General features: G+C 60.2%; 13 protein-coding genes. 9 read left to right on the top strand and 4 right to left on the bottom strand.

Annotated elements, in window-relative coordinates:
• Positions 1 to 56 precede the first annotated feature (56 nt).
• The 8 genes from K7431_RS26050 to K7431_RS26085 all read left to right on the top strand — a co-directional run bounded on the left by K7431_RS26050 (position 57) and on the right by K7431_RS26085 (position 8,935).
• Positions 57 to 371 carry a DUF883 family protein gene (locus K7431_RS26050; protein WP_012723021.1) on the top strand — a complete coding sequence of 105 codons (315 nt, stop codon included), beginning with the start codon at positions 57 to 59 and terminating at the stop codon, positions 369 to 371.
• 3 nt (positions 372 to 374) lie between these two features.
• Positions 375 to 758: a phage holin family protein gene (locus tag K7431_RS26055; RefSeq protein WP_012723020.1), complete on the top strand. Its 384-nt coding sequence runs from the start codon at positions 375 to 377 to the stop codon at positions 756 to 758.
• A complete protein-coding gene (locus K7431_RS26060) occupies positions 755 to 1,096 on the top strand; it encodes a hypothetical protein (protein ID WP_012723019.1) in 342 nt (113 codons plus the stop codon). The genes K7431_RS26055 and K7431_RS26060 overlap by 4 nt, the downstream gene beginning before the upstream one ends.
• 175 nt (positions 1,097 to 1,271) lie before the next feature.
• Entirely contained in the window at positions 1,272 to 2,435 is a 1,164-nt protein-coding gene (locus K7431_RS26065; RefSeq protein ID WP_012723018.1) for an EAL domain-containing protein, read from the top strand.
• A gap of 71 nt (positions 2,436 to 2,506) precedes the next feature.
• The gene (locus K7431_RS26070; protein WP_012723017.1) at positions 2,507 to 3,838 is read left to right on the top strand and encodes a deoxyguanosinetriphosphate triphosphohydrolase; all 1,332 of its coding nucleotides are present in this window, start codon (positions 2,507 to 2,509) and stop codon (positions 3,836 to 3,838) included.
• A gap of 174 nt (positions 3,839 to 4,012) precedes the next feature.
• On the top strand, positions 4,013 to 4,414 hold the full coding sequence (locus K7431_RS26075) for a response regulator (RefSeq protein ID WP_012723016.1): 402 nt from the start codon (positions 4,013 to 4,015) through the stop codon (positions 4,412 to 4,414).
• Between the two features lie 250 nt (positions 4,415 to 4,664).
• Positions 4,665 to 5,291 (top strand): response regulator transcription factor, encoded by a 627-nt coding sequence (locus K7431_RS26080; RefSeq protein ID WP_012723015.1) that lies wholly within the window; start codon positions 4,665 to 4,667, stop codon positions 5,289 to 5,291.
• 8 nt (positions 5,292 to 5,299) lie between these two features.
• Entirely contained in the window at positions 5,300 to 8,935 is a 3,636-nt protein-coding gene (locus K7431_RS26085) for a transporter substrate-binding domain-containing protein (RefSeq protein WP_052308637.1), read from the top strand.
• Between the two features lie 25 nt (positions 8,936 to 8,960).
• On the opposite strand, the gene K7431_RS26090 is transcribed toward K7431_RS26085, so the two are convergent.
• The gene (locus tag K7431_RS26090) at positions 8,961 to 9,443 is read right to left on the bottom strand and encodes a GAF domain-containing protein (protein ID WP_012723013.1); all 483 of its coding nucleotides are present in this window, start codon (positions 9,441 to 9,443) and stop codon (positions 8,961 to 8,963) included.
• Positions 9,440 to 10,330, bottom strand: coding sequence for an ATP-binding protein (locus K7431_RS26095; RefSeq protein ID WP_012723012.1), 891 nt, complete (start codon positions 10,328 to 10,330; stop codon positions 9,440 to 9,442). Before K7431_RS26095 ends, K7431_RS26090 begins: the two co-directional genes overlap by 4 nt.
• A 164-nt stretch (positions 10,331 to 10,494) precedes the next feature.
• On the opposite strand from K7431_RS26095, the gene K7431_RS26100 reads away from it, so the two are divergent.
• Positions 10,495 to 12,804, top strand: coding sequence for a hybrid sensor histidine kinase/response regulator (locus tag K7431_RS26100; protein WP_043205012.1), 2,310 nt, complete (start codon positions 10,495 to 10,497; stop codon positions 12,802 to 12,804).
• Here the strand turns inward: K7431_RS26100 and K7431_RS26105 are convergent.
• Positions 12,758 to 13,237: a MarR family winged helix-turn-helix transcriptional regulator gene (locus K7431_RS26105; protein ID WP_012723010.1), complete on the bottom strand. Its 480-nt coding sequence runs from the start codon at positions 13,235 to 13,237 to the stop codon at positions 12,758 to 12,760. The genes K7431_RS26100 and K7431_RS26105 overlap by 47 nt on opposite strands.
• A complete protein-coding gene (locus tag K7431_RS26110; RefSeq protein ID WP_012723009.1) occupies positions 13,234 to 13,719 on the bottom strand; it encodes a glutathione peroxidase in 486 nt (161 codons plus the stop codon). Before K7431_RS26110 ends, K7431_RS26105 begins: the two co-directional genes overlap by 4 nt.
• Positions 13,720 to 13,939 lie beyond the last annotated feature (220 nt).

Consider the following 13,939-nt stretch of genomic DNA (forward strand, 5'->3'; position numbering starts at 1 on the left):
CCGACGCCGGTGACTCGAAACCACTACGTACAGATCAGCCAATCACGGAGATAACCATGGCCAGAAGAACTGCAAAGACTGCTCAAGAAATACTGATGGCGGATTTTCAAACCCTGGTGACTGACACCGAAAGGTTGCTGGACGACACCAAAGTGCTCGCCGGTGACCAGGCCGATGAGCTGCGGGCCAAGATCCACGACACGCTGCTCCAGGCCCGCGAAACCCTGAAGCAGACCGAAGATTCGCTGCGCGAACGCGGCCAGGCGGCCGTCACCGCGACCGAAGATTACGTGCAGGCCAACCCTTGGCAGTCGGTGGGCATTGCGGCCGGTGTGGGCTTTCTGATCGGCCTGCTGGCCACAAGGCGCTAAATCATGTCTATCGGCGAAACTGGCTCGTCCACAGGGACTACCTCAAGACGTCTGGGCGCGGCCGTTCTGGGCTTGCTGCACAGCCACGTCGAATTATTTGGCATCGAATTGCAGGAACAGAAGGCCCGCACCGTCAGCCTGCTGCTGTTCGCCGGCTTGGCGCTGGTATTTGCGCTGCTGTTGCTGGTGGGGTTGTCGACGTTGGTGATGATCCTGGTGTGGGACACCGGTTACCGCCTGACCGGGATCATCTGCCTCTGCGTGTTCTACAGCCTGGCCGCGGCGTTCTGCGGAGTGCGCTTGAAGGCGGCGGTGTTCGATGAATCCACACCGTTCCACGCCACCCTCGAAGAGCTGGCCAATGACCGGGAGCGCTTGTTGCCATGAGCCTGACTGAAATGCCTAAAAACACGTCGCGACGGGAAATGCGCAAGGCGTTGATTCGCCTGCGCATGGAAATGCACCGCCAGGAAATCCGCCACGAGTCCCAGCAATTGATGCTGCCTTTGAATAAGGTGCGCAACATGGGCCAGAACTGGCAGGGCAGCCTGGGCATCAAGCACGCGCCGCTGTGGGGCGTGGCGGCGGTGACGCTGATGGGCTTCTTGACCGGCAAAGGTGCCAAGGGCGGCGGTATCAGCGGCATGACCCGCCTGGTACGCCTCGGTGCCGGCTTGATCCCGCTGATCAAACTGGCCATGCAAGGCACTTCGCGTAAAAGTTGAAGCAGGCGGGCTGGCGCACGTTAAAGGTGAAGGCTGTACCTCTGGCTTAAAGGTGAATGCTGTACCTTTCTACGGCTTATCAGCCCTGCTGGCTGCATTCTTGCTAACAGAATCGGCCCGGTCCTCGTTTTTGAGGGCCGGGCCTTTTTTTCGCCACCTCTCTTAAGGAGGCCCCGTGATCGACGGGCAACCGCTTGCCTGCTTCCAGCCGTTTATCGACACCGCCACCGGCCGCATCGCCGGCGTCGAGGCCCTGGGCCGTCTGCGCCAGGTCGACGGCCGCTTGCAGTCCGTGGGCCCGCTGTTCGCCGACCCGCGCACGCCAGGCGTGAGCTTGCGTCGGCTTGACCGACAGATCCGCGATAACGCGTTGAGCCGCTTGCATGAAGCGCCTGAAGACTGGTTCCTGAGCTTGAATATCTCGCCGCGCTGGATCAACCGCCTGCGCCCGGGCCAAGCGCTGCCGAGCCTTAAACAGATCCACAGTCATGGTGTCGACCCACGGCGGATCGTGTTCGAGATCACCGAACTGGGCGGTGACATCCAGCGCCTGGCCAACGTAGTCGCACGTTATCGCGAGGCCGGCGCGCGCATCGCCATCGATGACTTCGGTGCCGGCTACTCGCAGCTTGACCGGGTACTGGCGTTGCAGCCGGATATTCTCAAGCTGGACATGCGCCTGTTCCAAGAGGCTGCACGCGGCGGGCCGAGCAGTGAAGTGGTGCGGGCACTCGCGCAAATGGCCGAGAAGACTGGCTGCTGGATCATTGCCGAAGGCGTGGAAACCGAGGCGCAGTTGAGCTTTGCCCTGGAGTGTGGCTCGCGCTATGTGCAGGGTTATCTGTTCGCCCAGGCGCAGTTGGACTGGTTCGCCGCCGACGCCTTCGTGCCGCGTTTCGCCCAGTTGCGCACGGCCTACGTCCAGCAAAAACTGGCTGAGCGCGGGCGCATCATGCAACTGCGCCAGCAACTGGCAGAGCTGATGAAGATCCTGCAGAACTGGGCCCTGGCACAGGCGCCGCTGAGCCAGTTGCCGCAACTGCCGGCTTTCCCCTGGCTGCTGCGGTTTTACCAGTGCGACCGACATGGCACCCAGCTGACGCCGAACTTTGAATGGCGCCAGGACGCCTGGCAGGCCGACAGCCGCTACCTGGGCCACAATTGGTCATGGCGCCCGTACTTCTACCACTTGCTGGCCGAAGGGTGGGAGGAGCGACGCCTGACCTTGTCCTCGACCTACCGCGACGCGACCACCAACCAGTATTGCCTCACGGCCGGACAATTCTTCGATAACGGTCAGCGTTTGCTGTTAATCGATATCGATGCGGTCGGGCTGTAGTTTTTCGCTTGCCCCGCCCACGCGGAACCGGGAAGCTGGCAGGGTCATTCACCGCACGGAGAGTAACCGCCTTGGATTGGCCCACCCTGCTTACCCGCGAACGTCTTGGAAAGCCCCTGCACAGCCCGGAAGAACTGGGCCGTAGCCCGTTTCACAAAGACCATGACCGTATTATTTTCTCTGGCGCGTTTCGCCGCCTCGGTCGCAAGACCCAAGTGCACCCGGTGTCCAGCAACGACCATATCCACACGCGCCTGACCCATTCGCTGGAAGTCAGCTGCGTCGGCCGCTCGCTCGGCATGCGCGTGGGTGAAACCCTGCGTGGCGCCCTGCCCGACTGGTGCGACCCGAGCGACCTGGGCATGGTGGTGCAATCGGCCTGCCTGGCCCACGACATCGGCAACCCTCCGTTCGGGCACTCCGGCGAAGACGCCATCCGCCACTGGTTCCAGCAGGCGGCAGGCCGCGGCTGGCTGGATGACATGAGCAGTGCCGAGCGCAATGACTTCCTCAACTTCGAAGGCAACGCCCAAGGCTTCCGCGTGCTCACCCAGCTGGAATACCACCAGTTCGACGGCGGCACGCGGTTGACCTACGCGACATTGGGCACTTACCTGAAATACCCCTGGACGGCGCGCCACGCGGATTCGCTGGGCTACAAGAAACACAAGTTCGGCTGCTACCAAAGCGAACTGCCGATCCTGGAACAGATCGCCCACAAACTCGGCCTGCCGCAGCTCGAAGAACAACGCTGGGCCCGCCACCCGCTGGTGTACCTGATGGAGGCAGCGGATGATATCTGCTACGCCTTGATCGACCTGGAAGACGGCCTGGAAATGGAGCTGCTGGAATACGCCGAGGTCGAGTCGCTGCTGCTCAACCTGGTGGGCGATGACCTGCCCCAGACCTATCGCCAACTCGGCGCCCAGGATTCGCGCCGACGCAAGCTGGCAATCCTGCGCGGCAAAGCCATCGAACATTTGACCAACGCGGCGGCGAGTGCCTTCGTCGAACAACAGGATGCCTTGCTCGCCGGCACCCTGCCCGGCGACCTGGTGGAGCACATGCATGGCCCCGCCAAACGCTGCGTGCTGGATGCCAAGGACATGGCGCGCAAGAAGATTTTCCAGGACAAGCGCAAGACCCTGCATGAGATCGGCGCCTACACCACCCTGGAAATCCTCTTGAACGCCTTTTGCGGTGCAGCCTTGGAACAACATGGTGGACGCACGCCGTCATTCAAGAACCGGCGCATTCTCGACTTACTGGGCAACAATGCGCCGAACCCACAGTGGCCTTTGCACACTTCGTTCCTGCGCATGATCGACTTTATCGCCGGCATGACCGACAGCTATGCCACCGAGATGGCGCGGGAAATGACCGGGCGTTCCAGCCCTCAATAACGAGCACGATCAAGCTGCCTGTTGCCTGAAAGGAATCTACCTACGAAGGGAACAGAGCGGCCTGATCGAATTCGCACAAGCACCCGATGAATAATCACGCACGCTCCGGGCGATCCAGGCGAACTGTTCCTACGCGCCCCCCATCGACGCTTGACTCACCGTGTGCCCCCCAAAATGCCCAGTTATCCGCTCCGTATCCTGTTGGTGGAGGATCATCCATTCCAACTCCTCGCCACCCAGTGCCTGCTCAGGAGCTTCGGCTTCGCACGGCTGACCCCGGCCGAAAACGCCGAGCAGGCAATCTGCTTGATGTCGCGGGCCGAGGTGCCCTTCGACATCATCCTGTGTGACCAATGCCTGCCCGATTTGCCGGGGCTTGAGCTGATTGAAATCGCCAGTCGCCGGCGCTTTACCACGACCGCCATCCTGCTGAGCGGATTGCCCGTGGTAGAGCTAGCCACCCTGATCGCCCAAGCCATGGATCGTGGCCTGCCACTGCTCGGCTATTTATCAAAGCCATTAAACAAAGATGAACTTGCACGCTTGATCTGCCCATTGCTCAGGTTACAAATGTAGGATTTTAAACATCATGATCCGATGAAATATGCCTGTACGATGCCCGTTAAATCCACGATAACAACCTTTAGCTCATTCACTTCCGAAGCCTTGTGATATCGCTTCACAAAGCCTTAGCAGATGGTAGGTATTTACCTTTTTTAGTGTAGGAATTTTCCTGTTTTGTACCTACTTGCCGCTGAGCTCATGCCCCCCTGTGCTCTTCTGAGCTAATGTGCCCGCTTTATTTGCACTTACACGGACTATGATCATGAACTCAGTTTTTATTATCGACGACCATCCGGTTATACGGCTTGCCATCCGGATGTTGTTGGAGCATGAAGGTTACAAAGTGGTGGGCGAAACGGACAACGGATGCGACGCCATTCAAATGGTCCGGGAATGCCTGCCTGACCTGATTATCCTCGATATCAGTATTCCCAAGCTGGATGGGCTTGAAGTGCTCTGCCGATTCAACGCAATGAATACACCGATGAAAACCCTGATCCTGACAGCCCAATCCCCTACCCTGTTCGCCACCCGCTGCATGCGCTCGGGCGCCGATGGCTACGTGTGCAAGGAGGGCGACCTGAGTGAGTTGCTGAGCGCCATCCGCGCGGTGCTGTCCGGCTATAACTATTTCCCCAGCCAGGCATTGACCACCAACGGTATAGACGGTGTGGAAACCCAGGAACTTGAATTATTCAAAACCGTCAACGATAGGGAACTAATGGTATTGCAATTATTTGCACAAGGTCGTACCAACAAGGAAATTGCCAAAGGCATGTTTCTGAGCAACAAAACAGTAAGCACTTATAAAAAGAGGCTGATGCAGAAACTTCAAGCCAAATCCTTGGTAGAACTTATCGAGATGGCAAAACGAAACGCGCTAGTGTGAGAAAGCGGATGCCCAGGCGTATAAAGGACTATCTGATTACATTGAGTGCCGGCTTGTGCTTCAGCACCGCCGTGCTCGCGAACCATCAAACGGGCCCGGAACATTTCACCTTGCTGAGCCGTGCAGGCTCCGTTCAACTGGAAACCCACCTGAACAAGGCCCAACGCCAATGGCTGCAAAACAAACGCGAGTTGGTGCTGGGCACCGCATCGCCTGACTATCCTCCCTTCGACCTTACGTCCAGTGGTCGCGACTATGAGGGGCTCACCGCCGATTACGCCGGCCTGCTCGCCAAGACGCTGGCCTTGCCGGTAAAGGTATTGCGCTACCCCTCCCGAGAGGCCGCCATCCGCGCCCTTGAAACAGGCGATATTGACTTATTGGGCACCTCGAACGGCTTTGAGGCGGCAAACCCGAACCTCACGCTCTCCGAACCCTATGCCGTTGACCAGCCGGTGTTGGTCACCCGCGAAGGTGAGACCCGCAGCCTGAATGATGGGCTGGCCGGAATGCGCCTGGCCCTGGTCTACCACTACCTGCCCCTGAGCGAAGTAGAAAAACTGTATCCCCAGGCGATCATCCGCGCTTACCCCTCCTATCAAAATGCCTTGAATGCGGTGGCATTCGACCAGGCTGACGTATTCCTCGGCGATACCATTTCCACCCATTACATGATCAATAAGGGCTACCTGAAAAACATCCACATGGCCAACTTCGGCAAACACGAGGCCTATGGGTTCAGCTTTGCCATGCCCCAGCACCAGCGCACGCTCTTGAGTATTGTCGACGCGGTGCTGACGGCCGTCCCTACCAATGAACGGGAAACCATCGCCAAGCGCTGGAGCGCCGGCAGCGACATCCTGTTGACCGACCAGAAGCTGCAACTGACGCAGCGTGAGGAGCGTTGGTTGAAGGACCACCCGGTGGTCAAAGTGATTGTGAACGAAACCTTCGCCCCGCTGACGTTCTTCGACGCCGAAGGCAACTTCCGCGGCATCACCGCTGACCTGCTGGAGTTGATCCGCTTGCGCACCGGGCTGCGCTTCGAGATCCATCGCGGGCGTGACCTGAGCGCGATGATCGAACAGGTGGACGCCGGTAAAGTCGACATGATTGGCGCAATCGTGCCCAGCGCTGAACGGGAAGCGCAACTGAACTTCAGTCGACCTTACCTGGAAAACTCCTATGTGCTGCTGACTCGCAAAGCCGCTGACGCCCCCTCGAACCTGGAGCAGATGGCCGGCAAGCGCCTGGCAATCACCCTGGGCAATCCTCTGGAATCCCTCCTGCGCCGCGACTTTCCAGAGGTCCAACTGGTCAAGGCCAGCGACACCTTCAGGGCCTCGGAACTGCTGGCCCAAGGGCAGGTGGAAGGCGCGGTGAACTCCCTGGTCGTCGCCAACTACTTGCTGTCGTCCTCGATGTTCCAGGACAAACTGCAGATCAGCACCAGTATCGGCACGGCTCCGGCCACCTTTGCCCTGGCGACGGCGCGCAGTGCCACCGAACTCAGCTCGATTCTCGACAAGGCCCTGCTGAGCATCGCCCCGGACGAGCTGGGCGTGATCAACAGTCGCTGGCGTGGTTACACCGCCGCCTCCGACAGCTACTGGCGCAACTATCACCAACTGATCACCCGCATCATCATCGGCACCGGGCTTTTGCTGCTGCTGTCCCTGGCCTGGAACGCCTACATGCGCCGCCAGATCAAACATCGCAAGATGGCTGAGCGAGCCCTCAATGATCAGTTCGAGTTCATGCGCGCGCTGGTCAACGAAACCCCGCACCCTATCTATGTACGTGACCGTAAAGGCCTGCTGCAGACCTGCAACGACAGCTACCTGCAGGTGTTCGACGTCAAGCGCGAGGACGTGATCGGCAAAAGTGCCCTCCAGATGAGCGAGGCGCTTGAAACGGACGCCGAGCAATACCATGCCGATTATCAGCGGGTGATGACCGAAGGCAACCCGCTGATCCTGGATCGCACCCTGTATATCCGTGGGCATAAACTGACGATCTACCACTGGATCCTGCCGTACCGCGACTCTACCGGGGAAGTACAGGGGATCATCGGGGGCTGGATTGACATCAGCGAGCGACGCCAACTGTTCGATGAGATCCGCGCCGCCAAAGAACGCGCCGACGAGGCGAATCGGGCCAAGAGCACGTTCCTCGCCACCATGAGCCATGAAATACGTACGCCGATGAACGCAGTGATCGGCATGCTGGAGTTGACCCTCAAGCGAGCCGACCAGGGCCATCTTGATCGCCCGGCCATCGAAGTGGCGTACAACTCGGCCAAGGATCTGCTGGAGCTGATCGGCGATATCCTCGACATCGCGCGCATCGAATCCGGCCGCCTGAGCCTGGCCCCGGAGCGCGTCAACCTACGCGAAGTGATCGAGTCGGTGGTGCGTGTCTTCGACGGCCTGGCGCGCCAGAAGACCCTCAGCCTGTCCCTTGAGTTCAAGCCCGACCGCGATGACACCGAAGTGCTGATCGACCCGCTGCGCTTCAAGCAAGTGCTGTCGAACCTGGTCAGCAATGCCATCAAGTTCACCGAGCGTGGCCAGGTAAACATCAAGGTGGAGGTATTGCCCACCGATGTGGCGCAACAGGTCGAGATGAAGCTGGTGGTCGAGGATACGGGGATCGGTATCAGCCGGGATGATCAGTTGCGCCTGTTCGAACCCTTTGCCCAGGCTGACAATTCCGGGCAGCTCGCCAGGAGTGGCGCCGGCCTGGGGTTGGTTATCTGCCGCAGCCTGTGCGCAATGATGGGCGGGCAACTGAGCTTGAGCAGCGTGCCTATGGTGGGCACCCAAGTGCATGTGAACCTGAAAATGGCGCGCCTGCAGCCGCTGCAGACAACGCATGAACCCAAGCCCGAGGCGCCGGCAACCGCGCGCGTACTCAATGTGCTGGTGGTGGATGATCACCCCGCCAACCGCTTGCTGATGTGCCAGCAACTGGGTTACCTGGGTCATCAGTTCACCGCTGCGCAGAACGGCGCCGCCGGCTTCCAGGCCTGGCGCCAGGAGCGCTTCGACCTGGTCATCGCCGACTGCAACATGCCCATCATGAATGGCTACGAGTTGAGTCGCTCGATCCGCGAATATGAACAGCGTGAGCAACGGGTGCCTTGCGTGGTGCTGGGTTTTACCGCCAATGCCCAGCCCGAGGAGAAACAACGCTGCGCTGAAGCCGGCATGAACGATTGCCTGTTCAAACCCATCAGCCTCACGGCACTGGAGCGGCAACTGGCGCAGATCGCCCCACAACCGGCCGCCCTGCACCTGGACCTCGGCAACTTCGAGGCCCTGACCGGCGGCGATCCTCAGTTGAGCTGGCGTTTGCTGGAGGAACTGCTCAGCAGCAGTCGACATGATCGCCAGGAACTGACTGCGCTGATTGGTGCCCACGCACCGCTCCAGGACATCATCGAGCAGGCCCACAAAATCAAGGGAGCTGCCCGCATCGTTCAGGCGACGCCACTGGCCGGACAGTGCGAAACCCTGGAACAGGCGTGCGTACGCGGCGATGACTGGGCGCTGATCGAAACCGGTGCGAAAGCCTTGGAGAGGCTCATGCTGGAGCTGGAGAGGTTACTGCAAGGGCAGCTTCACGGCCTGGATGGCCGGTAAGGGGCGGATGCCGCCCCTTGCGTGATCAGCAGTCGGTCAAGCGCAGGAAAATCGCCGCCAGCTGTTCAATGCCCGCTTGATCCTGGAGGGTAAAACGCGCCAGCGACGGGCTGTCGAGGTCGAGGACGCCAACCAGTTTGCCGTCCTTGACCAAGGGCACCACCAGTTCGCTGTTGGAGGCGCTGTCACAGGCAATGTGCCCGGGAAACGCATGCACATCCTCGACCCGCTGGGTTTGCCGCGACGCCGCCGCCGCACCGCACACCCCGCGGCCAAACGGGATGCGCACACAGGCGATCTGGCCCTGGAACGGCCCAAGCACCAACTCTTCGTTGCGGTTGAGGTAGAAGCCGGCCCAGTTCAGGTCGTCCAGCTGGTTGAACAGGAATGCAGAAAACTGCGCACTGTTGGCGATAAAGTCGCGCTCATCGGCCAGCAGCGACTCCAGTTGCGCGCAGAGCATGGCGTAGCCATTCAGGCCAGTGCCGGCGCTGTGTAGATCGATCATGGTTGAAGCTCCAGCAATTTGAGACCCACCCAGTAACGAGCGAATTGGTAGGCGCAACGGCCGTTGCGGTTGCCGCGACCGGTGGCCCAGCGCACGGCGAGGATGTCGAGGGCTTCATCGCGCTGCCACTGCAAACCGGCCTTGCTCGCCAGCTCGCCGATCCAATGCTCCACCACCTCAAGGAAGTGCTCCTGGGTGAAGGGGTAGAACGACAGCCACAAGCCAAAACGGTCGGACAGGGCAATCTTGTCTTCCACCGCCTCGCTGGGGTGCAGTTCGCCATCCACGCGTTTCCAGTTGTCATTGTCGCTCTGGTTTTCCGGCACCAAGTGGCGGCGGTTGGAGGTGGCGTACAACAGTACGTTTTCCGGCGCTTGCTCCAGGGAACCATCCAGCACGCTTTTAAGCACGCGGTAATCGCCTTCACCGGCCTCGAACGACAGGTCATCGCAGAACAGGATAAAGCGCTGCGGTAGCTTGAGCAATTGCTCGACCACACGCGGCAGGTCGGCCAAATGGTCGCGCTCGATCTCGATCAGACGCAAGCCAGCCTCGGCGTGGTGGGCCAGCAAAGCGCGGACCATGGATGATTTGCCGGTGCCACGCGAGCCCCACAGCAGCGCATGGTTGGCGGGCAGGCCGTCGATGAATTGTTGGGTGTTGCGCGCCAGCGTTTCACGTTGCTTGTCCACGCCGATCAGGTCGGACAGGCGCATGTCGAGGCTCACGTCCAGTGGCAGCAGGAAACCACTACGGCCTTCACGCTGCCAGCGGGCAGCCAGGCACTGGTTCCAATCGATGGTTTGGCGGGGCGCGGGCAACAGCGGTTCCAGGCGGGCAAGTACTGCATCGGCCCGCTCAAGAAAGGCATTCAATCGAGAGTCCACGATTATTCCTCTGGCAAGTTCTTGCAAAAGATGGCGTATTGGCAGCCCTGCGGCAGACCGCACGAGGCTGCGTAAAAAAACGATTCATGCCGGGCAGGCCAGAGCGTGTGGATGTTCAGCTATGCTTGCCGGGCGAAGGGAAACGTGAAGTGGTTCAACACTCGATGGATATCAAGTTCGCCCACCGCTTGTCTTATAAACAAGCCAGATTGACTGTGCTGGTTGGTTTCGTCTTGGGAACCTTGCTCAGCCTGATCCAAATCGGCATTGATTATGCCAGCGAAGACGCATCCATCAACCGTGAAATTCGCTCACTGATCGAAATCAGCCACAACCCCGCGTCACGCATCGCCTACAACATTGACGCCGAACTGGCCCAGGAACTGACCCTGGGCCTGCTGCACTCCCCTGCCATCATTCACGCCCAGTTGATCGACAACAATGGCGTGGTACTCGCCGATGTCGACCGGCCGCACAAGGAAAGCACCTACCGGCCCATCAGCGACTTCCTGTTTGGCGCCAACCGCCGGTTCGAAGACCGGCTGTTCCTCAGCCATATGCCCAACGAATCCCTCGGTGTACTGCGCCTGGACGTGGACACCTATGCGTTTGGCAGCCGCTTCCTGCACCGTGCCGAGATCACCCTGCTCAACGGCTTCGCCCGCAGCCTGTTGCTGACCGGCATCCTGCTGGCCTTGTTCTACGTGATGTTGACCCAACCGCTGGTGCGCATTATCCGCGAGCTGAGTCACCGCAGACAGGCACGCCTGGATTGTCCGCCCGGCCATGAACACGACGAAATCGGCGTATTGGTGAACGTTGCCAACCAGCAATTCGAAAACATGGAGACGGAGATCCAGCAGCGCCGTCACGCCGAGGATCGCCTGACCGAATACCTGGGGCAACTGGAGGACATCGTCTCCGCCCGGACCCTGGAGCTCAAGGCCAGCAACCAGCAGTTGAGCCAGTCCAACGCCGAACTGGAAGCGGCGAAGATGCATGCACTGGGCATGGCGCAGGCGCGGGCGGCGTTCCTGGCCAACATGAGCCACGAGATCCGCACCCCGCTCAACGGCCTGTTGGGGATGATCGCACTGTCACTGGACAGCCCGCTCAATGCTGAACAACGTCAGCAACTGTCCATTGCCCATGACTCGGGCAAGGTGCTGGTGGAATTGCTCAACGATATCCTCGACCTGTCCAAGTTCGACGCCGGCCAGCTGGAGCTGGAGCGCATCCCGTTTGACCTGGGCTCACTGGTGGAAGACACCGCCAACCTGTTGTCGCAGAACGCGGCGCCAAGCGTCGAACTGACCTGCCTGATCGACCCGCAGTTTCCCGCCCAGGTCTTGGGTGACCCGACCCGTGTGCGCCAGATCGTCAGTAACCTGCTGTCCAATGCCTTGAAGTTCACCCGCTTCGGCCGAGTCGATGTACGCCTCAGCGCGCTGGAAGGCCGGGTGCGCATTGAAGTGTGTGATACCGGCATCGGCATTGCCCAGGAAGCCCAGGTGAAGATATTCCAACCGTTCACCCAGGCGGGCGCCGGCATCACCCGCCAGTTTGGCGGCACGGGCCTGGGCCTGGCGCTGACGCACAACCTGTGTGAAGCCATGAAGGGCCGCTTGAGCATCAGCTCGGAGGTGGGCTTCGGCAGCCAGTTCTGCGCCGACCTGCCGTTGCCGATCCATTTGTCCGCCGTGCAACCGACACCGCTCAAAGGTGAAGTGATCGCCATCACCAGCGCCGGCAGCGGCCTGACCGAACTGCTCACCACCCTGCTGCCCCACTGGGGGCTGACACCGCGCTGCTACCCGCGTGATGAAGACGTGAGCGGGCAAACCCCGGACCTGCTGATCACCGATTGCCCCGAATGCCTGTTCCGCCTGCGCCCTTCCATCAGCGCGCCGATCCTGCTGGTAACCGCCTATGGCAATTTCATGCCGGGCGAAGAAGTCGCGGCACTGGCCCCCTTGCAGCAACAGGCGCGCCCCTTGAGCCGCAACGCGCTGTATCAGATTTTGCAACGTAACCTGCGCAGCGATAACCCGCTGATCATCGACCCCATCCAGATGGAAGCCGCGCCCCTGGCGCACCGGGCGCGCATCCTGCTGGTGGAGGACAACGCGGTCAACCAACTGGTGGCCAAAGGCATGCTGAGCAAACTGGGGTGTGAGGTGATCGTGGCCGCCCATGGCGGCGAGGCCCTCAAGTTTCTTGAGGACCAGCGCTTCGACATGGTGTTGATGGACTGCAATATGCCGGTGATGGACGGTTACGAGGCCAGTCGGCAGATCCGTCGCAGCGGGCGCTGGCCAGACCTGCCCATCGTCGCGTTGACCGCCAACGCCTTGTCCGAAGAGCGCGAGCGGTGCCGCGCCGCGGGCATGAATGACTACCTGGCCAAGCCGTTTCGCCGCGAGGAACTCAGCGGTTTGCTGGAGCTGTGGGTGCCGAAGACGACAAGTCTCTGATCTGCCGAAGCAACTGGTCCAGGCCATCGCGCAACGCGTCGGCCTGGTTCAGGTCGATGCCGCTGTCGCACAGCAGACGGGTCTTGAGGCCAAAGGCCTGGTCGCGCAATTGCACACCGGTTTCACTCAAGCTCAGGTGCACTTCCCGCTCATCCTTGGCGCTGCGCTGGCGCCGCACCCACTGGAGTTGCTCAAGACGCTTGAGCAGCGGCGTCAGCGTGCCCGAGTCAAGCATCAGGCGCTCACCCAGGGCCTTGACCGTGGGGTGTGCCGGCGCTGCGGCATGCCACTCCCACAACACCAGCATCACCAGGTATTGCGGGTAGGTCAGGCCAAGCTGATCAAGCATCGGCTTATAGGCGCGGGTCACGGCCCTGGAGGCGGCGTAGAGTTTGAAACACAGTTGGTGGTCGAGCGCCAGGGACACGGTCATTTGAGCAGGGCTTCGATCTCTTGGGTCAGGTCCTGCGGCTTGGTGGTCGGGGCAAAACGCTTGACGACCTGGCCGTCACGGCCAATCAGGAACTTGGTGAAATTCCACTTGATGCCCTTGGAACCCAGCAGGCCCGGTGCCTGTTTCTTCAACTGCACGAACAACGGGTGGGCATCGCTGCCATTCACGTCGATTTTTTTGAACAGCGGGAAGCTGACGCCGAAGTTCAGCTCGCAGAATTCGGAAATCGCGCCTTCGTTACCCGGTTCCTGCTTGCCGAACTGGTTGCAAGGGAAGCCCAACACCACCAGGCCCTGGTCCTTGTACTGCTGCCAGAGTTGCTCCAGGCCTTTGTACTGCGGGGTGAAACCGCACTTGCTGGCGGTGTTGACCACCAGGATGGCCTTGCCGGCGAAATCGGCCAAGGTCTTTTGCTCACCCTTGATGGTGGTGCAAGGGATGCTCAGCAGGTTGTCGCTCATGGCAGTGCCTCGATAAGGGGGAAAGAGGGATAAACATAGTAGGCAATTCAATTGTGTGCAATTTAATTGACTCAGCGAATGGCACGGTATCAGGTGGGAGCAACTGTCTTGATGGTTTTCATCAAGCCATTTTTTCCAGAGGCGGCAACGCTCCCACGGCTGTACTCCGTGTAACTGCTTTAGGTAATAGCTACCGCAGGATTTTAGGCGGCGTGCTCTT

The organism is Pseudomonas fluorescens group sp. (assembly GCF_020093335.1).
Taxonomy (GTDB): domain Bacteria; phylum Pseudomonadota; class Gammaproteobacteria; order Pseudomonadales; family Pseudomonadaceae; genus Aquipseudomonas; species Aquipseudomonas petroselini.

What these genes read in the sequence shown, in the direction of transcription:
- K7431_RS26050 (WP_012723021.1), top strand. Translation starts at nt 57, where the DNA reads ATGGCCAGAAGAACTGCAAAGACTGCTCAAGAAATACTGATGGCGGAT.
- K7431_RS26100 (WP_043205012.1), top strand. Translation starts at nt 10,495, where the DNA reads ATGGATATCAAGTTCGCCCACCGCTTGTCTTATAAACAAGCCAGATTG.
- K7431_RS26075 (WP_012723016.1), top strand. Translation starts at nt 4,013, where the DNA reads ATGCCCAGTTATCCGCTCCGTATCCTGTTGGTGGAGGATCATCCATTC.
- K7431_RS26110 (WP_012723009.1), bottom strand. Translation starts at nt 13,719, where the DNA reads ATGAGCGACAACCTGCTGAGCATCCCTTGCACCACCATCAAGGGTGAG.
- K7431_RS26080 (WP_012723015.1), top strand. Translation starts at nt 4,665, where the DNA reads ATGAACTCAGTTTTTATTATCGACGACCATCCGGTTATACGGCTTGCC.
- K7431_RS26060 (WP_012723019.1), top strand. Translation starts at nt 755, where the DNA reads ATGAGCCTGACTGAAATGCCTAAAAACACGTCGCGACGGGAAATGCGC.
- K7431_RS26085 (WP_052308637.1), top strand. Translation starts at nt 5,300, where the DNA reads ATGCCCAGGCGTATAAAGGACTATCTGATTACATTGAGTGCCGGCTTG.
- K7431_RS26055 (WP_012723020.1), top strand. Translation starts at nt 375, where the DNA reads ATGTCTATCGGCGAAACTGGCTCGTCCACAGGGACTACCTCAAGACGT.
- K7431_RS26090 (WP_012723013.1), bottom strand. Translation starts at nt 9,443, where the DNA reads ATGATCGATCTACACAGCGCCGGCACTGGCCTGAATGGCTACGCCATG.
- K7431_RS26105 (WP_012723010.1), bottom strand. Translation starts at nt 13,237, where the DNA reads ATGACCGTGTCCCTGGCGCTCGACCACCAACTGTGTTTCAAACTCTAC.